At 59.6% G+C, this 19,083-nt stretch carries 17 protein-coding genes; 14 read left to right on the forward strand and 3 right to left on the reverse strand.

Annotated elements, in window-relative coordinates; genetic code table 11:
* The first annotated feature begins 1 nt into the window (after position 1).
* Entirely contained in the window at positions 2–991 is a 990-nt protein-coding gene (locus AB3226_RS15740) for a sulfate/molybdate ABC transporter ATP-binding protein (protein ID WP_007899637.1), read from the forward strand.
* Between the two features lie 104 nt (positions 992–1,095).
* On the opposite strand, the gene AB3226_RS15745 is transcribed toward AB3226_RS15740, so the two are convergent.
* Entirely contained in the window at positions 1,096–1,614 is a 519-nt protein-coding gene (locus AB3226_RS15745; RefSeq protein ID WP_367373713.1) for a DUF962 domain-containing protein, read from the reverse strand.
* An 85-nt stretch (positions 1,615–1,699) separates the two neighbouring features.
* Here AB3226_RS15745 and AB3226_RS15750 point away from each other — a divergent pair, with 85 nt between their 5' ends.
* Positions 1,700–2,386, forward strand: a complete 687-nt coding sequence (locus AB3226_RS15750) for a Crp/Fnr family transcriptional regulator (protein ID WP_367373714.1) — start codon at positions 1,700–1,702, stop codon at positions 2,384–2,386.
* A 120-nt stretch (positions 2,387–2,506) separates the two neighbouring features.
* Positions 2,507–2,872, forward strand: coding sequence for a response regulator (locus tag AB3226_RS15755; RefSeq protein WP_367373715.1), 366 nt, complete (start codon positions 2,507–2,509; stop codon positions 2,870–2,872).
* Positions 2,873–3,026: 154 nt separating this feature from the next.
* Here the strand turns inward: AB3226_RS15755 and AB3226_RS15760 are convergent, their stop codons facing one another.
* Positions 3,027–4,031 carry an AraC family transcriptional regulator gene (locus AB3226_RS15760; RefSeq protein WP_367375806.1) on the reverse strand — a complete coding sequence of 335 codons (1,005 nt, stop codon included), beginning with the start codon at positions 4,029–4,031 and terminating at the stop codon, positions 3,027–3,029.
* 96 nt (positions 4,032–4,127) lie between these two features.
* Here AB3226_RS15760 and AB3226_RS15765 point away from each other — a divergent pair, with 96 nt between their 5' ends.
* The 8 genes from AB3226_RS15765 (at position 4,128) to AB3226_RS15800 (ending at position 11,898) form a co-directional block, all read left to right on the forward strand.
* Entirely contained in the window at positions 4,128–5,201 is a 1,074-nt protein-coding gene (locus tag AB3226_RS15765; RefSeq protein ID WP_367373716.1) for a fatty acid desaturase, read from the forward strand.
* Positions 5,202–5,681: 480 nt separating this feature from the next.
* Positions 5,682–6,263 (forward strand): alpha/beta hydrolase, encoded by a 582-nt coding sequence (locus AB3226_RS15770; RefSeq protein ID WP_367373717.1) that lies wholly within the window; start codon positions 5,682–5,684, stop codon positions 6,261–6,263.
* Positions 6,264–6,320: 57 nt separating this feature from the next.
* Positions 6,321–7,253 (forward strand): sigma 54-interacting transcriptional regulator, encoded by a 933-nt coding sequence (locus AB3226_RS15775; RefSeq protein WP_367373718.1) that lies wholly within the window; start codon positions 6,321–6,323, stop codon positions 7,251–7,253.
* A 280-nt stretch (positions 7,254–7,533) separates the two neighbouring features.
* The gene (locus tag AB3226_RS15780) at positions 7,534–8,316 is read left to right on the forward strand and encodes a MetQ/NlpA family ABC transporter substrate-binding protein (RefSeq protein WP_367373719.1); all 783 of its coding nucleotides are present in this window, start codon (positions 7,534–7,536) and stop codon (positions 8,314–8,316) included.
* A 619-nt stretch (positions 8,317–8,935) separates the two neighbouring features.
* Entirely contained in the window at positions 8,936–9,601 is a 666-nt protein-coding gene (locus tag AB3226_RS15785) for an amino acid ABC transporter permease (RefSeq protein ID WP_367373720.1), read from the forward strand.
* Positions 9,582–10,241, forward strand: coding sequence for an amino acid ABC transporter permease (locus AB3226_RS15790; RefSeq protein WP_046047295.1), 660 nt, complete (start codon positions 9,582–9,584; stop codon positions 10,239–10,241). Before AB3226_RS15785 ends, AB3226_RS15790 begins: the two co-directional genes overlap by 20 nt.
* Positions 10,238–11,020 (forward strand): amino acid ABC transporter ATP-binding protein, encoded by a 783-nt coding sequence (locus AB3226_RS15795; RefSeq protein WP_367373721.1) that lies wholly within the window; start codon positions 10,238–10,240, stop codon positions 11,018–11,020. The genes AB3226_RS15790 and AB3226_RS15795 overlap by 4 nt, the downstream gene beginning before the upstream one ends.
* Positions 11,017–11,898 carry a transporter substrate-binding domain-containing protein gene (locus AB3226_RS15800; protein WP_367373722.1) on the forward strand — a complete coding sequence of 294 codons (882 nt, stop codon included), beginning with the start codon at positions 11,017–11,019 and terminating at the stop codon, positions 11,896–11,898. The genes AB3226_RS15795 and AB3226_RS15800 overlap by 4 nt, the downstream gene beginning before the upstream one ends.
* A gap of 396 nt (positions 11,899–12,294) precedes the next feature.
* On the opposite strand, the gene AB3226_RS15805 is transcribed toward AB3226_RS15800, so the two are convergent.
* Entirely contained in the window at positions 12,295–13,491 is a 1,197-nt protein-coding gene (locus tag AB3226_RS15805) for an AAA family ATPase (RefSeq protein ID WP_367373723.1), read from the reverse strand.
* A gap of 322 nt (positions 13,492–13,813) precedes the next feature.
* Here AB3226_RS15805 and AB3226_RS15810 point away from each other — a divergent pair, with 322 nt between their 5' ends.
* The 3 genes from AB3226_RS15810 to AB3226_RS15820 are packed head-to-tail and all read left to right on the forward strand — an operon-like array spanning position 13,814 to position 19,028.
* Positions 13,814–14,917 (forward strand): efflux RND transporter periplasmic adaptor subunit, encoded by a 1,104-nt coding sequence (locus AB3226_RS15810; protein WP_367373724.1) that lies wholly within the window; start codon positions 13,814–13,816, stop codon positions 14,915–14,917.
* Positions 14,914–15,981, forward strand: coding sequence for an efflux RND transporter periplasmic adaptor subunit (locus tag AB3226_RS15815; protein ID WP_367373725.1), 1,068 nt, complete (start codon positions 14,914–14,916; stop codon positions 15,979–15,981). The genes AB3226_RS15810 and AB3226_RS15815 overlap by 4 nt, the downstream gene beginning before the upstream one ends.
* Positions 15,978–19,028, forward strand: a complete 3,051-nt coding sequence (locus AB3226_RS15820; RefSeq protein ID WP_367373726.1) for an efflux RND transporter permease subunit — start codon at positions 15,978–15,980, stop codon at positions 19,026–19,028. Before AB3226_RS15815 ends, AB3226_RS15820 begins: the two co-directional genes overlap by 4 nt.
* Positions 19,029–19,083: the final 55 nt, after the last annotated feature.

Genomic DNA, 19,083 nt, shown 5'->3' on the forward strand with positions numbered 1-19,083 from the left:
CATGTCGATCGAAGTGCGTAACGTCAGCAAGAACTTCCACGCGTTCAAGGCGCTGGACAACATCAGCCTGGACATTCAAAGCGGCGAGCTGGTGGCGCTGCTGGGGCCGTCCGGCTGCGGCAAAACCACGTTGCTGCGAATCATCGCCGGCCTGGAAACCCCGGATCAGGGCAACATCGTGTTTCATGGTGAAGACGTTTCCGGCCACGACGTGCGTGATCGCAATGTCGGTTTCGTGTTCCAGCACTACGCCCTGTTCCGCCACATGACAGTGTTCGACAACGTCGCATTCGGCCTGCGCATGAAGCCAAAAAACCAGCGTCCGAATGAAAGCCAGATCGCGGTGAAAGTCCACGAACTGCTGAACATGGTGCAGCTGGATTGGTTGGCCGATCGCTACCCGGAACAACTCTCCGGCGGCCAGCGTCAGCGCATCGCGTTGGCCCGTGCCTTGGCGGTGGAGCCGAAAGTGTTGCTGCTCGACGAACCCTTCGGTGCCCTCGACGCCAAGGTCCGTAAAGAACTGCGTCGCTGGCTCGCACGGCTGCACGAAGACATCAACCTGACCTCGGTGTTCGTGACCCACGACCAGGAAGAAGCAATGGAAGTCGCCGACCGGATCGTGGTGATGAACAAGGGTGTGATCGAACAGATCGGCTCACCGGGTGACGTCTACGAAAACCCGGCCAGCGATTTCGTCTATCACTTCCTCGGCGATTCGAACCGTCTGCATTTGGGCGAAGACCGGCACGTGCTGTTCCGTCCACACGAAGTGTCGTTGTCGCGCCATGAACTGGAAGACCACCACGCGGCTGAAGTGCGCGATATTCGTCCGCTGGGCGCTACCACGCGGGTGACGTTGAAGGTTGAAGGCCAGAGCGAGTTGATCGAAGCGGAAGTGGTGAAGGATCACGACAGCCTGGTTGGATTGGCGAAGGGTGAGACGTTGTTCTTCAAGCCCAAGGTTTGGCAGAAAGTCGCCAACATCTAAAGCAAAAGCATCGCGGGCAAGTCGGATCGCCGCACCGCCGCTCCCACAGGGGATTTGTGAACGACACAGATCACTGTGGGAGCGGGCTTGCCCGCGATGGCGTCCTACACCGCTGCGTTTTTCTGACGCAAACGCACACCCCCCACCCGCGCCTCGATCTGCTCTTTCAGCTCATGCCGCAACCCGAGCAAAAACGCCAACTCAACCACGACAAACAACGGCCCGACAATCAACCCCGTCACGTCATCGACAAACGCCGGTTTGCGTCCCTCGTAATGATGACCGACAAACTGAATCGCCCATCCCAGCACAAACATCCCGATGCCGCTGGCCAGCCAAACCAGCGTACTTTGCTGTGCGAGAACCTGACCCGCCCAAATGCACAGACCGAGCAACACGGTCATCAACACCCCAAGACGCACCTCCAGGCGCAGGTAAAACCACGCCGATGCCATCGCGACCAGCACCGCCGGCGAAACCCAGCCTGCGCCCCATTGCGGCCGCGACAGCAATACCGCGACCGCCACTACAATCAGCGGGATACCGATAAAGTGGCTGGCGATATTGCGCGGGTCACGGTGGTAGGCGGCGTATTGACTGAGATGGTCAACGAGGCTTTTCATTGTTATTCCTCCTGTAGGGTGATGGATGATGCGCCGGGTTTCATCTCTCGCTCTGTCAGCCAGGCGACAATCTCCAGGAGTTTTCATGGACATGCAGGTTTGGCGTTCGCGCCTGGATACGGGGCAGTGGTTCAGTCATTTACCTGTTCCCTTACAGGATAGTCTGCTGGCTGCGGCCCGAATTCGGCGCCTGCCGTCGGGGCAACTGCTGTTCAAACGCGGTGATCCGCCGTGCGGGCTGTATGCAGTGCTCGAAGGTTCGGTGCGCATCGGCGCGGTGAGCGAGCAGGGCAAGGAGGCGCTGCTGAGCCTGGTGGAAGCGCCGCACTGGTTCGGCGAAATCTGCCTGTTCGATGGCCAGCCGAGAACCCACGATGCCTACGCCGTTGGCCAGTGCACCCTGTTGCACATCCCGCAGGCGACGCTACTGAAGTTGCTCGACCAACAACCGGAATACTGGCGGCAACTGGCGTTGCTGATGAGTCACAAACTGCGCCTGACCTTCATCAACCTCGAACAGCTAAGCCTGATGCCAGCCCCGGCGCGCCTGGCCCATCGCTTGCTGATGATCGCCGAGGGTTACGGCGAAATCGATCCTCCGCGCCGTGTTCTGCAACTGCCTCAGGAGCAATTGGCGTCGATGTTGTCGCTGTCGCGCCAGACCACTAATCAGATTCTCAAGGATTTGCAGGGGCAGGGGATTCTGAATCTCAGGTATGGCGAGATCGAGATTCTGGATGCGGAGCGGTTGCGGGCGTTGGCGGGGATTTGAAAAAACATCACAGCCCTCTGTAGGCGCTGCCGAAGGCTGCGATCTTTCAAACCGCCACGGTATTGGTGGGCTTTATCCGCCAACGCGCCTAGCCTGTGACGACGATAATCGAGGTGTGCCATGCGTGTATTGCTAGTGGAAGACGAATCCGAGACCGCCAGCCTCCTGGCCAAAGGCCTGAGCGAGGCGAGTTACGCGGTGGATGTGGCGCTCAATGGCATGGACGGCCGGCGCTTTATCGAATCCGGCGAATACGAACTGATCATCCTCGACGTGATGCTGCCGGGGCTCAACGGCTGGCAGTTGCTGCAGCAGATCCGCAAGCTCGGCGACACGCCCGTGCTGCTCCTCACCACCAAGGACGGCATCGAAGATCGCCTGCGCGGGCTGGAATTGCATGAGGATGATTACCTGCTCAAGCCGTTTGCCGTCAGTGAACTGGTGAAGCGGGTGCGCAAGCTGTTGCGGCGGGATCGCGGTCGATAGCGGTTTCAGTGGTGTTTGAGAAATTGCTATCGCGGGCAAGCCCGCTCCCACAGTGGTTCTGGGTGAATCACAGTGTTGTGAGCAACCGAAACCCCTGTGGGAGCGAGGCTTGCCCGCGAAGAGGCCGGAACATACAAAATACCTCTCGGATCTGTCACCCCAACCCATCCCGAAATTGCCCCGGCGTCATCCCGGTCCAGCGTTTGAACGCACGACTGAAGCTGCTGGTGTCGGCGAATCCCAGCAGATAACTGATCTCACCCAACGAGCACAGCGGATCGCGCAGGTGCAGCAGCGCCAGGTTTTCCCGGCTTTCGTTGAGCAGCGTATCGAATCGACAACCCTCGTCCGCCAAGTGCCGTTGCAGGCTGCGCAGACTCAAGTGCAGCGCATGGGCGATGCATTCGGCCGACGGCTCGCCTTCGGGTAATTGCTCTTCAATGGCGTCGCGAACCTTGCGCTCCCAGGTCAGGGGTTTGAGTTGCGCCAGGGTGCGTTTGAGCACGGTTTCGTTGTGCTCGGCGAGTTCCGGGTTGGCGTCGTCCAGGTGACTCTCGAAGTCCAGCAGGGCGAACTCCAGTCGGTCTTCATCGGCGTTGAAATACACCGGTGAGCGGAACACTTTGTGCCATTGATGCGGGTCGGCAGGTTCCGGACGGCGCAGATAAACCGCCAGCGGGGCGTAGTCACGGCCCAGGCGATTGCGGCAAGTGCGCACGTAAATCGCCGCGAAGGCATCGATGGCCTCGAAGGCTGGCGCGGGGTTGCCTTGGGGGATTTTCAGGCGGAAGCGGTAGCGATCCTCGGTGCGGATCAACTCCAGATCCAGTGCGTTGCTGACCACTTGGTGATAACGCACGATGCGCTCGAACACCTCCCGCAGGCTGCCGCTGGCCACCAACGCATAACCCAGCGCATGAAACGTGGTGGGGCTGACGAAACGCGACACCCGCAAGCCAATCGCCGGATCGCCGCTGACCTGAACCGCGATTTGCCACAGGCGGGTGGTAGCGGATAACGGGTAACGGGCGTTCGGGTCGTCCATCAACTGCGGGTCGAGCCCCGCCTGTTGGCACAGGGCGGTGCTGTCGAGCCCCAGCGCATCGAGCTGCTTGCGCAGGGCGCGGGTCCAGCTGGCGAGTGAGGTCGGTTCAGTCATGTTGGCGCGTCCGGTCAACAGGTTGGCGTTCACGGCTACCGCTCTGTAAAGCATGGCAAGGCAGGATGCGAACATCAATAACCAGAGGATGGAAGCATGGACGGTACTTCTGCAAGTCCCCAGCGACTGAATGCAGCACAGCGATCAGCGCATATTCGCGAGGTGGTATTGGCCAAGGGCGTCGAACTGCGTCAGCGCTACCCGATTCTCAACCATCAGGACGCCTTGGGCGCGGGCATTCTGGCCTTCGCGTTGGTCGGGATGATCGGTTCGGCAGCGCTGTACATCACCGGGTACATGACCTGGTGGGTATGCCTGTTGCTCAACGCGTTTTTCGCCTCGCTGACCCATGAACTGGAGCATGACCTGATCCATAGCATGTATTTCCGCAAACAGCGGGTGCCGCACAACCTGATGATGGGCCTGGTGTGGCTGGCGCGGCCGAGCACCATTAATCCATGGGTCCGCCGCCATTTGCACCTCAACCATCACAAGGTGTCCGGCACCGAAGCCGACATGGAAGAGCGGGCGATCACCAACGGTGAGCCCTGGGGCATCGCGCGGCTGTTGATGGTCGGCGACAACGTGATGTCGGCGTTTATCCGCATGCTGCGGGTCAATACCCGGGCGCACAAGTTCAGCATCATCAAGCGTTCTCTGAAAGTCTATGCGCCACTGGCACTGGTGCATTGGGGGGCGTGGTACGTGTTTCTCGGTTTTCACGCCGCCAATGGCATTGCGCATCTGTTGGGTGCGCCTATCGAATGGACGGCGACTACATTGGCGGTGATGCAAGTGATCGACATCGCTGCCGTGGTGATCATCGGCCCTAACGTGTTGCGCACGTTCTGTCTGCACTTTGTCAGCTCGAACATGCACTACTACGGTGACGTGGAGCCGGGCAATGTGATCCAGCAAACGCAGGTGTTGAACCCTTGGTGGATGTGGCCGTTGCAAGCATTCTGCTTCAACTTTGGCAGCAGCCACGGGGTCCATCACTTTGTGGTGAAGGAGCCGTTTTACATCCGTCAGATGACCGTCCCGGTGGCGCATAAGGTAATGCGCGAGATGGGGGTGCGGTTCAATGATTTCGGGACGTTCGGACGGGCGAACCGGTTTGTGCGCAAGGAATCCGTAGGGGCGCAGGAGGTGCGTGCCGCTCGGGTTTGAGAGAAGTGCCCGGAAACTCAGAGGACGCTGGTCATAAATTTGACCCAAAGGAACGTTACGTTGTGTCGCAAGCAGCGGTGGCTTGAGTGCATCGCAATGATTGGTATATGCGTTTTTGACCTAATAAAGTAATTAAATATTCCTTTATTAGATAACCGTTTCAGCCAATCATTCACATCCCCGCGATGTGGTTCGCGCTAACAGATTTTGAGTTTCCGGGGCCGTCTCCTTGGCAGGGTGCGGCCCCTTTTTTATTCCTGGCAAACACCAAACCCTGTGGGAGCGAGCCTGCTCGCGATGGCGTCGTCACATCCAACATGGATGGTGACTGATCTACCGCTATCGCGAGCAGGCTCGCCCCCACAGGAATCGGTTTTATATTCGATATAGGTCTTAATAAATAGCTTCTTATTCCTTAACGAATATAACTCTCCTCCCTATACTCGGTCACGAACAGACACGCAGCAGGAGAGCTCCCCCATGCGCAACGAATCAATTCGCTACCTGATTGTGCCGGGCTGGCAAGGATCGCCAGAAGATCATTGGCAAACCCATTGGCAGAACAGCCTGCCAAACAGTGCGCGGGTGGAGCAGGCCGACTGGCTGACGCCTCGTCGTGAGGACTGGGTCGCGGCACTGGCCGAAGCGATTGCCGCCGACAGTACGCCAGTGATTCTGATCGCCCACAGCCTGGGCTGCATCACCGTCGCCCATTGGGCGGCCACGGCACCATTGCCATTTTTGCGTCAGGTACGCGGCGCGTTACTGGTCGCGCCAGCGGACGTCGAGCGCCCGGCTTGCGCGCCGGCCCTGCGCAACTTCGCACCGATCCCGACCTATTTGCTGCCATTCCCGAGCCAGGTCGTCAGCTCCGACAACGACAGCGCCGTGAGCGCGCCACGAGCGCTTGAACTGGCGCGTCAGTGGGGCGCCGAGGCGGGGATTTTATCGGGTGCCGGGCACATCAACGTGAAGTCCGGTCACCAGCGCTGGGAGCAGGGCTTTGCGTACCTCTATCGTCTGCAAAACCGCATGGAACAGCACGCCCTGCGCCGTGCTTGAACCATTATTTTATTGAACGCCCCCCGTCTCCCCGGCGGTTTTGGGCGGGAGTCTGCCATGAGCTTGCATGAAACATTCGGTCAGCCGCTGCTGACCTTTCCCGATGCGGAAAAAAGCCCGCTGAGCATTCGCGCCAAGGCGTTGGTGTTCGTCGATCCGCGTTCCCGACAGTTGCGCCAGGAGCTGGAGCAACTGGCGCCACGTTCGATTTCGGTATTGATCCGCGGTGAAACCGGCAGCGGTAAAGAGCTGCTGGCGCGACACATCCATCGTGCCAGTGACCGTGGTGGATTGTTCGTGTCAGTCAATTGCGGGGCGATCAGCCCGACCTACGCCGATGCTGAACTTTTCGGCTATGCCGCCGGCAGTTACAGCGGCTCGGCCAGCAGTCGCGCTGGCTGGTTTGGTTCGGCCAATGGCGGCACGCTCTATCTGGACGAGATTGGCGACCTGCCGCTGCCGATCCAGATCAAGTTGCTCGCCGCCCTGGAAAACCACGAAGTCACCCGCGTCGGCGCTCAGCAGCCAAGCCCGGTGGACGTGCGTCTGGTGGCCGCCACCAGCATTGATCTGGCCCAGGCGGTGGCTGCCGGGAAATTCCATGAGCGGCTTTATCACTACCTCAGCGAAGGCCAACTCGAACTGCCGGCCTTGCGCGAACGGGTGGGCGATATCTTGTCGCTGGCCGAATACTTCCTCGGCATCTACAGCCAACGCCTCGACCTTCCGGTGCCATTGATCAGCGACGCCGCGCAGCATCTGCTGGAGCAGCACAGTTGGCCGGGCAACACCCGGGAACTGGAGAACGTCATTCACTTTGCGCTGCTGGTGAGTACCGGCGACGAGATTTTGCCGGAGCATTTGAATCTGCCCGAGGCGAGTGTGTCGCTGGTGACGATCGAGCAGCAACTCAAACAAATTCTCGGCAACGGTTCCGCCGCCGAGAAAGACGCCTTGAAAAAACTGCTCAAAGCCACCGGGCTTTTGTAGGAGCGAAGCTTGCTCGCGAAAGCGGTGTGCCAGGCAACATTAATGTCGATTGAGACTCCCACTTCGCGGGCAAGCCTCGCTCCTACAGGGTTTTGCGCGAGTTAGATTTGCATGAACAAAATGGAATATGAAAGTGAATAAAAGATATTGTTCGGGAATAAAAAATCCCGGTATTGTCCGCGTCACGCCAGCGATAGCACTTCAATAGCACTTACAAAAACCACTCGTAATAAACAAGCCGTCGTCGATCACGACCGCGATTTTTCGATAAGGACACTGCATGAAAAAGGTTCTGTTGTTCACCGCATTGGCGGCTGCCCTGACCACGGGCCTGGCCCAGGCTGGCGAAAAACTGGTGGTCGCGGCGACGCCGGTTCCACATGCCGAGATTCTTGAACTGATCAAACCGACCCTTGCCAAAGAAGGCGTGGACCTGGAGATCAAAGTCTTCACCGACTACGTTCAGCCTAACGTGCAGGTCGACCAGAAACATCTGGACGCCAACTACTTCCAGACTCTGCCGTACCTGAAAAACTTCAATGAAGGTAAAGGCACGCACCTGGTGACCGTGATCGGCGTACACGTCGAACCATTTGGCGGCTATTCGAAGAAAGTCAAAAGCCTGGCTGAGCTGAAAGACGGCGCAACCATCGCCATCCCGAACGAAGGCAGCAACAGCGGCCGAGCCCTGATCCTGCTGCAGAAGGCTGGCCTGATCGAGTTAAAAGACCCGAAAAACGCTGTGGCTACCCCGAAAGACATCGCCAAGAACCCGCACAATTTCAAGTTCAGGGAACTGGAATCGGCCATGCTGCCGCGTGTTCTGGACCAGGTCGATCTGGACATGATCAACACCAACTACGCGCTGGATGCGGGCCTGAACCCGGCGAAAGACGCGCTGGTGATCGAAGGCGCCGATTCGCCTTACGTGAACTTCCTGGTGGCTCGTCCAGACAACAAGGACAGCGTTGCCATCCAGAAACTGGCCAAGGCTTTGACCAGTCCTGAAGTGAAAGCATTCATCGCCAAGAAGTACAGCGGCGCGGTACTGCCGGCGTTCTGATTTACCGCAGTCTCGAACCCCTTCAAGGTTTCAACGCCGACGGCTAATACAGCGTCGGCGTTTTTATTGGGGGTGTGTTTCACTTGTGGCGAGGGAGCTTGCTCCCGCTGGGTTGCGAAGCGACCCCAAAACCTGCGCACACGTTGTGTCAGACAAACCGCGTTGGCTGATTTGCGACTGCTACGCAGCCGAGCGGGAGCAAGCTCCCTCGCCACAAGATCAAAAGATCGCAGCCTTCGAGGCTTAGGCCACTCTGGCCTTCAGCGCTTTGCGCAACGCCACCAGCAATTTCATGATGTCCTGCGGATCCAGCCGCTGTGGCACGTTTACGTCAGCCATTTTCTCTTCCTTGTGAAGGTTCGGCCGGGGGAGTCTGGCCAAAAGCTGCACGTGCGTGGAGGGTATTTTGAAAAAAAGATCCTTCCTACAGCACAAAGAAAAATAGTCGTCCTCCACTGCCGCCGCAAATCCGCAGGATAGTTTTTTGCGTGATATCAATATGCTTTAACGGTATTTAAATTCTTCTTTTTATACCTTTAAAGTCGGTGCCTGCCGGGTGGTTATCCACTGCCCACGGACTGCGCCATCGTCGCTTACTGAGCGGCGTACAGGATGTTCAATGACTTTCGATTACGCTTTTATCCTCAGCACCCTGCCGGCGTTTCTCAAAGCCGTGGGCGTGACGCTGCAGGTCGGCTTTATCGCCATCGGCACTTCGTTGCTGGTGGCGCTGATCAACGCGACGATTCTGGTGTTTCGCACCCCCTACCTGCAACGCCTGGTCGGGTTGTACGTGGAGTTGGCGCGCAACACGCCACTGCTGGTTCAGTTGTTCTTCGTCTACTTCGCCTTGCCGGCCTTGGGCATCAAAGTCTCGGGCTTCGCGGCGGCGATCATCACCATGACGTTTCTCGGCGGCGCCTACCTCACCGAAGTCCTGCGCGCCGGCGTGGAGGCGGTGCCCCAGGCGCAACTTGAGTCAGGTCGCTCCATCGGCCTGTCTCACGGGCAATTGCTGCGCTACGTGATCCTGCCGCAAGCCGGCATCCTCAGCCTGCCGTCGTTGTTCGCCAATTTCATTTTCCTGCTCAAGGAAACCACCGTGGTCTCGGCGGTGGCGGTGCCGGAGATTCTCTACACCACCAAGAGCTATATCGCGCTCTATTACAAAACCTACGAAATGCTCGCCGTGCTGACGCTGATCTGCGTGCTGCTGTTTTTGCCGTTGTCGCTGCTGCTCAGCCGTCTGGAAAGGAGGCTCCAGCATGGCCAGTTCGGGTCTTGAGCTGCTCTGGGTGTCGTTGCCGCAACTGGGCAAGGGCGCTGCGCAAACCCTGTCGATCTCTTTCCTGAGCATCGCCATCAGCACGGTGGGCGGCGTGCTCTACGGCGTGTTGCGCACGCTGAATTCGAAATGGCTGAACGCGATTCTGCGGGTCTATCTGGAACTGTTTCGGGCGATCCCGGTGCTGGTCTGGCTGTACTTGCTGTTCTTCGGTCTGCCGATTTTTTTCGGGCTGAGCATTCCAAGCTTCTGGTGCGCGGTGCTGGTGTTGTCGCTGTGGGGCGCCAGCGAAGTCGGTGAAGTGGTGCGCGGCGCCTTGCATTCATTGCCGCGTGGCCAGCGTGAGGCCGGGTTGTCGATTGGGCTGGATGGCCCGCAACTCTACGGCTACGTGCTGCTGCCTCAAGCCTTGAAGCGCATGACGCCGCCGACCATCAACGTTTACACGCGGATCATCAAGACCAGCTCCCTGGCGGTCCTGATCGGCGTGGTGGACGTGATCAAGGTCGGCCAGCAGATCATCGAACGCACCTACGAATCAGTGCTGATCTACGGCGCGCTGTTCCTGTTTTTCTTTTTCATCTGCTACCCGCTGTCGGCCGCCTCGCGCGTGCTGGAGCGGCGCTGGACGCAAGCATGAGTGCATTGATCGAGTTCAAGGGTTTCAACAAGTTTTTCGGCGAGCAGCAGGTGCTCGACGGCATTGATCTGAAGGTGAAGTCAGGTGAAGTGATCGTCATCCTCGGCCCCAGCGGCTGCGGCAAAAGCACTTTGCTGCGTTGCCTCAACGGCCTGGAAGTGGCTCACAGCGGCAGCTTGAATTTTGCCGGGCGTGAGTTGCTGGACAAGGGCACCGATTGGCGCGAAGTGCGTCAGCAGATCGGCATGGTATTCCAGAGCTATCACCTGTTCCCGCACATGAGCGTGCTCGACAATATATTGCTCGGCCCACTCAAGGTGCAGAAGCGCGAACGCCGTGAAGCCCGTGCTCAGGCTGAAGCGCTGCTCGAGCGTGTCGGTCTGCTGGACAAGCGCGATGCCTTCCCGCGCCAGCTTTCCGGCGGCCAGCAGCAACGCATCGCTATCGTTCGTTCGCTGTGCATGAACCCCAAGGTCATGCTCTTCGACGAAGTCACTGCCGCCCTCGATCCGGAGATGGTCAAGGAAGTGCTCGAGGTGATTCAGGGCCTGGCCCGCGAAGGCATGACGCTGCTGATTGTCACCCATGAAATGGCCTTCGCCCGCGCCGTGGCCGACCGCATCGTGTTCATGGATGCCGGGCGCATTCTTGAGCAAAACCCACCCGAGATTTTCTTTACGAACCCGCAAACCGCACGAGCGCAGCAGTTCCTGGAGAAGTTCTCCTACGTCGCCGCACTACCCAAAACGACTCAAACAAAGGAATTGGAACTGTCATGAAAACTGCCAAGTCTTCTCTGCTGCTGCTCCCGCTGTTCGGCCTGGCGCTGCTCGCAGGCTGCAACAAAACCGAAGAACCGACGAAGCCGAAAGTCGCAAGCGTCAGCACCGCACCGGCCGGTTACCTGGAAAAAATCAAAGCCCGGGACAAGCTGATCGTCGGCGTCTTCACGGATAAACCGCCGTTCGGTTTTGTCGATGAAGCCGGACGCTACGTGGGGTTTGATACCGACATCGGTCGCCAATTCGCCAAGGATCTGCTGGGCGATGAGAACAAGGTCGAGTTCGTTGCAGTGGAGCCGGCGAGCCGGATTCCGTTTCTGCAAAGCGACAAGGTCGACCTGATTCTGGCCAACATGACCGTCACCCCGGAGCGTAAGGACGCGGTGGACTTCACCAACCCGAACCTCAAGGTTGCGGTGCAGGCGTTGGTGCCGCAGGCGAGTTCGGTGAAGAGCCTCGATGACCTGGCGACCCGCACCACTATCGTGACCACGGGCACCACGGCGGATATCTGGCTGACCAAGAATCATCCGGACTGGAAACTGCTGAAGTTCGAGAAAAACTCCGAGTCCCTGCAAGCCCTGGCCAATGGTCGCGGCGATGCTTATGCCCAGGACAATCTGGTGCTGTTCAGCTGGGCCAAGCAGAATCCGGGCTACCGCGTGCTGGAGGAAAAACTGGGGGCCGAAGCACCGATCGCGCCGGCGGTGAAGAAGGGCAATATCGAACTGCGTGATTGGGTGAATGTGGAGTTGGCGAAGTTGGGCGAGGAGAAGTTTTTGCTCAAGCTGTACGACCAGTATGTGCGTAAAGAATTGAGCGATGACACCAAGCCTGAGAGCGTGATTGTCGAGGGAGGGAAGTGGCAGGGGTGAGTCTGACCTTTGCGGCGATCTCTCGGCCGTCATCGCGGGCAAGCCCGCTCCCACAGGGTTTGGTGTGGACACAGATTTTGTGTCCATTGAAGACCATTGTGGGTGGAGGGAAGTGGCAGGGGTGATTCTCTGACCTTTGCGGCGATCTCTCGGCCGTCATCGCGGGCAAGCCCGCTCCCACAGGGTTTGGTTTGGACGCAGATTTTGTGTCCATTGAAGACCATTGTGGGTGGGAGGGAAGTGGCAGGGGTGATTCTCTGACCTTTGCGGCGATCTCTCGGCCGTCATCGCGGGCAAGCCCGCTCCCACAGGGTTTGGTTTGGACGCAGATTTTGTGTTCACTGAAGATCATTGTGGGAGCGGGCTTGCCCGCGATGGCGGTTTATCAGACACCACCTAATCCGGCCAATACCACGCCGGCTCGTCCAGCATCCGCTGCCCGACCATCCCGGTCTGGCCGAAATTCTTCTCCAGCACAATGCAATTGCATTCCGGGTCTTGCTGCAACGCCGAGATCAAGCGCCGCGCATGGGACACCACCCACACCTGACACTGCTCGGACGCTCGAATGATCAACCGCGCCAACGCCGGCAGCAGGTCTGGGTGCAGACTGGTTTCCGGCTCGTTCAACACCATCAGCGTCGGCGGGCGAGGGGTCAGCAGTGCCGCCACCAGCAGCAGATAGCGCAACGTCCCGTCCGATAACTCGGCGGCGGACAACGGTCGCAACAACCCTTCCTGATAAAACTCGATGGCAAACCGTCCGCCCTGCAATGGCGCGATGTTCAGTCGCGCGCCGGGAAAGGCATCGCTGATAGCCGCCTGCAAGGCTTCGGGATCACCGATTTCGATGATGGTCTGCAAGGCTGCCGCCAGGTCGCGACCGTCGTGGTGCAACACCGGCGTGCGGGTGCCCAGTTGCGGTTGGCGAACCGGTGCGTCGGCGTCACTGCGAAAGTGATCGTAGAAGCGCCAGCGACGGATGAACTCACGTAATTCCAGAACCTCCGGTGAAGAACGCAAACTGCCGACCTGATCGAACAGGCTGTCGAAATTCGGCGTGTGCTGGGCCAGTACGTCCCAGCTGCGATTGGCTCGGGCACGGATCATCGGGCCGTCGCGATCCACCAGCAGGCTGGCCGGCCGATAAGTCGGCCCGGCCCAGACGCATTCACGCTTGATTTGCGGGTCGAGGTTGAAGCGTGACGGAATAGGTAAACTGTGTCCGGGCAGCATGAAGTGGCCGTTGGAATCGGGGAGCCCGAGGCTGATCGAGTAGCTGAAATCTTCACCGGCAAACCCCAGGCGCAGGCGTTTGGCGCCGTGTCTCACCGTAGCCTCGACCGGGACGTCACCATTGCGCATCCGTCGGCTGATACTTTCAGGCCCGGCCCAGAAGGTCGAATCCAGCCCACCCTCACGGGCCAACGCATTGACCACCCCGCCCTGAGCGGTTTCCGCCAGCAGGCGCAAGGCGCGATAGAGGTTGGATTTGCCGCTGCCGTTGGGGCCGGTGATCAAGTTCAACCGGCCAAGCGGAATCACCAATTTATTGATCGAGCGGTAATTGGCCACCGCGAGGGTTTTGAGCATGGGTAGCTTCCTGCTGCAGGGTCCGTCATTCTGCCTTATTGTCAGCAACACGGTGATCCCTGTGGCGAGGGGGCTTTTGTGGCGAGCGAGCTTGCTCGCGCTGGGCTGCGAAGCGGCCCCCAAAGTCATTCAATGAGGTGTGTCAGGTAAAACGAGATAGCAGGTTTTGCGTCTGCTGCGCAGCCGAGCGGGAGCAAGCTCCCTCGCCACAACAAACCCCTCCACCACGGGGAATGCAGCAAACCCGTGCACTCGTTGAACCCTGTTCTAAGCTCACAGTCGTATCGTCACTGGCACGTTCGTACAGCGCAAAGGAGTTTGCATGGCGGGTTCCGGATTGAAATTAATGGTTGGCCTGAGCCTCATCGCCTTGCTGACCGCCTGTGGCGATAAAAAGCCCGTCGAGAAGGATCGCCCGCGAGTCTTCGTGCAAGAGGTCAAACCATCGGATTACGCCGCCGCGGTGACACTCACTGGTGACGTCCAGGCGCGGGTACAAACCGAATTGTCGTTCCGCGTGGGCGGCAAGATAATTCAGCGTATGGTCGATGTCGGTGACCGGGTTTCGGCCAAACAAGTGCTGGCCAAACTCGACCCGAAAGACCTGCAAACCAATGTCGACTCGGCCCAGGCTCAGGTCGTGGCCGAACAGGCCCGGGTCAAACAAACCGCCGCCGCCTTCGTTCGCCAGCAAAAACTCCTGCCCAAAGGCTACACCAGCCAGAGCGAATACGATTCCGCCCAAGCCGCCTTGCGCAGCAGTCAGAGCGCATTGACCGCTGCTCAGGCGCAGTTGGCCAACGCCCGTGATCAACTGAGCTACACCGCATTGATTGCCGATGCTCCGGGGGTGATTACCGCGCGCCAGGCCGAAGTTGGCCAGGTGGTGCAAGCCACGGTGCCGATTTTCAGCCTGGCCCGGGACGGCGAGCGTGACGCAGTGTTCAACGTGTATGAATCGCTGCTGGCCGAGCCGCCGTCGGACAGATCGATCGTGGTCAGCCTGCTCGACAACCCGAAGATCAAAACCACGGGCACCGTTCGGGAAGTCACGCCGGCGGTGTCCGCGCAGACCGGCACGGTACAAGTCAAAGTCACCCTGGCCAGTCTTCCCGAGGGCATGCAACTCGGGTCGGTGGTGAGCGCCACTGCCAAGCCAGTCGGCAAAACCGCAGTGGAGCTGCCCTGGTCGGCCCTGACCAAGAACCTCAGTGACCCGGCCGTGTGGCTGGTGGATGCCGAGGGCAAGGCGCAGTTGCACACGGTCACCGTCGGCCGTTACCTGACCGGCAAAGTCATTGTCAGCGCCGGCCTCAACGGTGGCGAAAAAGTTGTCACCGCAGGTGGCCAATTACTGCATCCGGGCGTGCGGGTGGAGATTGTCGAAAACACCTACAAGACACCAATGACAGGAGCTCAGCCATGAAACGCCTGTTGCTGTTGTCCGCCGCTGCACTGCTGGTCGCCTGCTCCAAAGAGGAAGCGCCGCCAGAACCGGTTCGGCCGGTATTGTCCGTGGAGGTGAAGGCGCTCAATCAAGAAGACCTCGGCCGGTTTGCCGGCAGCATTCAGGCCCGTTACGAAAGCAACATCGGTTTCCGGGTGCCGGGGCGTATCGCCAGCCGTAACGTCGATGTCGGCGCCGAAGTCCAGAAGGGCGCGTTACTCGCCACTCTCGACCCCACCGATCAGCAGAACCAGTTGCGCTCGGCTCAGGGGGATCTGGCGCGTGTTCAGGCGCAGCTCATCAATGCTCAGGCCAACGCCCGGCGTCAGCAGGAACTGTTCAATCGCGGGGTCGGCGCCCAGGCTCAACTGGACATCGCCCAGACCGACCTGAAAACCACCCAGGCCTCTCTCGATCAAGCCAGGGCCGCAGTCGATCAGGCGAAGGACCAACTCAACTACGTCGAGCTGCGCACCGATCACAAAGCCATTGTCACCGCGTGGAACGCCGAAGCCGGGCAAGTGGTGACGGCTGGCCAGCAAGTGGTGACCCTGGCGCAGCCGGACATCAAGGAAGCGGTGATCGATTTGCCCGACACCCTGGTCGATCGATTGCCCGCCGACGTGGTGTTCCAGGTCGCCTCACAACTGGACCCGAGTATCACCAGCACGGCCATCGTGCGCGAAATCGAACCTCAGGCCCAAAGCGCAACCCGTACCCGTCGCGCTCGTCTGAGCCTGGCCGATACGCCGCCGGGCTTTCGCCTCGGCACGGCGATCAGCGTGACCCTCAGCTCTGCGATCAAGCCACGCCTCGAACTGCCGGTGAGCGCGCTGCAGGAGGTCGACGGCAAACTGCGGATCTGGGTCGTCGATCCGCAGACACAAACTGTTTCCCCACGGGACGTTAGCCTGATCAGTCGAACCGATGCCACGGTGGTCCTGGCCAACGGCGTGAAGTCCGGCGAGCGGGTGGTCAGTGCCGGTGTGAACAGCCTCAAGCCGGGGCAGAAAGTGAAAATTGACGAGGACAGCCCGCAATGAAAGGGAGTTTCAACTTATCCGAATGGGCCCTCAAACATCAGTCGTTTGTCTGGTATTTGATGTTCGTCGCGCTGCTGATGGGCGTGTTCTCGTACCTGAACCTGGGCCGCGAAGAAGACCCGTCGTTCACCATCAAAACCATGGTAATCCAGACCCGCTGGCCCGGCGCGACCCAGGAAGAAACCCTCAAGCAGGTCACTGACCGGATCGAGAAAAAACTCGAAGAACTCGACTCGCTCGACTACGTGAAAAGCTACACCCGCCCCGGAGAATCAACGGTCTTCGTTAACCTGCTCGACACCACCAGCGCCAAGGACATCCCACAAATCTGGTACCAGGTGCGCAAGAAGATCAACGACATTCGCGGTGACTTCCCGCAGGGCCTGCAAGGGCCGGGCTTCAACGATGAGTTCGGCGACGTGTTCGGTTCGGTGTATGCCTTTACCTCCGACGGCCTGTCGATGCGCCAGTTGCGCGATTACGTGGAACAGGTGCGTGCCGAAATCCGCGAAGTCCCGGGGTTGGGCAAGGTCGAGATGGTCGGCGAGCAGGATGAAGTCCTTTACCTGAACTTCTCCCCCCGCAAACTGGCTGCCCTCGGCATTGATCGGCGCGAGGTGGTGCAGACCCTGCAATCGCAGAATGCCGTGACCCCGGCCGGGGTGATCGAGGCCGGTCCGGAGCGAATTTCGGTGCGGACCTCGGGGCAGTTTGCCTCTGAAAAAGATCTGGCCAACGTCAACCTGAAGCTCAACGACCGCTTCTACCGACTGGCCGACATCGCCGACATCAGCCGTGGCTACGTCGATCCGTCGACCCCGGAGTTTCGTTTCAACGGCCAGCCAGCCATCGGCCTGGCGATCGCCATGAAAAAGGGCGGCAACATTCAGGACTTCGGCAAGGCGCTGCACCTGCGCATGGATGAGCTGACGGCGGATCTGCCGGTGGGCGTCGGTGTACACACCGTTTCCGACCAGGCTGTAGTGGTGGAAGAAGCCGTCGGCGGCTTTACCAGTGCGTTGTTCGAAGCGGTGGTGATCGTGCTGATCGTCAGCTTCATCAGTCTCGGTGTACGTGCCGGGCTGGTGGTGGCGTGTTCGATTCCGTTGGTGCTGGCGATGGTCTTTCTCTTCATGGAATACAGCGGCATCACCATGCAGCGGATTTCCCTCGGTGCGCTGATCATCGCCCTCGGTCTGTTGGTGGACGACGCGATGATCACGGTGGAGATGATGGTCACGCGCCTGGAAATGGGTGAAACCAAAGAGCAAGCGGCGACCTTCGCCTACACCTCGACGGCGTTCCCGATGCTCACCGGCACGCTGGTCACCGTGGCCGGTTTCGTGCCGATCGGCTTGAACGCCAGCTCCGCCGGTGAGTACACCTTCACGCTGTTCGCGGTGATCGCGGTGGCCATGCTGGTGTCGTGGATCGTCGCCGTGCTGTTCGCCCCGGTGCTCGGTGTGCACATTCTGAGCGCCAAGGTGAAGCCTCACGACGCAGAGCCGGGGCGCATCGGTCGGGCGTTCAATGGCGGCCTGCTCTGGGCCATGCGCAATCGCTGGTGGGCCATCGGCATCACCGTGGCGTTGTTTGTGCTCTCGGTGTTTTCCATGCAGTTCGTGCAGAACCAGTTCTTCCCGTCCTCGGACCGCCCGGAAATCCTTGTCGACCTGAACCTGCCGCAAAACGCCTCGATCGCCGAAACCCGCATGATCGTGGATAAGTTCGAAGCGACGCTCAAGGGCGACCCGGACATCGAGCGCTGGAGCACCTACATCGGCGAGGGTGCGATCCGTTTCTACCTGCCCCTCGACCAGCAATTGCAGAACCCGTACTACGCGCAACTGGTGATCGTCAGCAAAGGCAAGTCACGCACGGCCTTGACTGCTCGCCTGCAAAAGCGCCTGCGTGAAGAGTTTGTCGGTGTCGGCAGTTACGTCCAGGCCCTGGAAATGGGTCCGCCGGTGGGACGGCCGATTCAGTATCGGGTCAGCGGCAAAGACATCGATCAGGTGCGTAAACACGCCATCGCCCTGGCCACCGAACTGGATAAAAACTCGCACATCGGCGAAATCATTTACGACTGGAACGAGCCGGGCAAAGTGCTGCGCATCGACATCGCCCAGGACAAGGCGCGGCAATTGGGGTTGTCGTCGGAAGACGTGGCGAGCTTGATGAACAGCATCGTCGTCGGTTCGCCAGTGACGCAGGTCGATGACGATATTTACCTGATCGACGTGGTCGGCCGCGCTGAAGATGCCGAACGCGGAAGTCCGGAAACGCTGCAGAATTTGCAGATCGTCACGCCGGGCGGCACGTCAATTCCACTGCTGGCATTTGCCACGGTGCGGTATGAACTCGAACAGCCGTTGGTCTGGCGTCGTGATCGCAAACCGACCATCACCATCAAGGCCGCGGTGCGCGACGAGATTCAGCCGACCGACCTGGTGAAACAGCTGCAACCGGACATCGATAAATTCGCCGCCAGTTTGCCGGTGGGCTACAAAATCGCCACCGGTGGTACGGTGGAGGAAAGCGGCAAGGCCCAGGGGCCGATTGCCAAGGTCGTGCCGTTGATGCTGTTTTTGATGGCGACCTTCCTGATGATCCAATTGCACAGCGTGCAGAAACTATTCCTGGTGGCCAGCGTCGCGCCGCTCGGGTTGATCGGCGTGGTGCTGGCGCTGATCCCGACGGGTACGCCGATGGGCTTCGTGGCGATCCTCGGGATTCTGGCGTTGATCGGCATCATCATCCGCAACTCGGTGATTCTGGTGACCCAGATCGACTCTTTCGAGAAGAGCGGTTACACGCCATGGGATGCGGTGGTGCAGGCCACGGAACATCGGCGCCGACCGATTTTGTTGACGGCGGCTGCAGCGAGCCTGGGGATGATCCCGATTGCCCGGGAAGTGTTCTGGGGGCCGATGGCCTACGCGATGATTGGCGGGATCATCATCGCGACTTTGCTGACGCTGCTGTTTTTGCCGGCGCTGTACGTGGCCTGGTACAAGGTTCGCGAGCCGAAGAAAGAGGAGCAGTAAGGCGAGCGCTTCGCGCTCATCGCGGGCAAGCCCGCTCCCACAGTGATCGAGTCGT

The organism is Pseudomonas lini, from assembly GCF_964063345.1.
Taxonomy (GTDB): domain Bacteria; phylum Pseudomonadota; class Gammaproteobacteria; order Pseudomonadales; family Pseudomonadaceae; genus Aquipseudomonas; species Aquipseudomonas lini_B.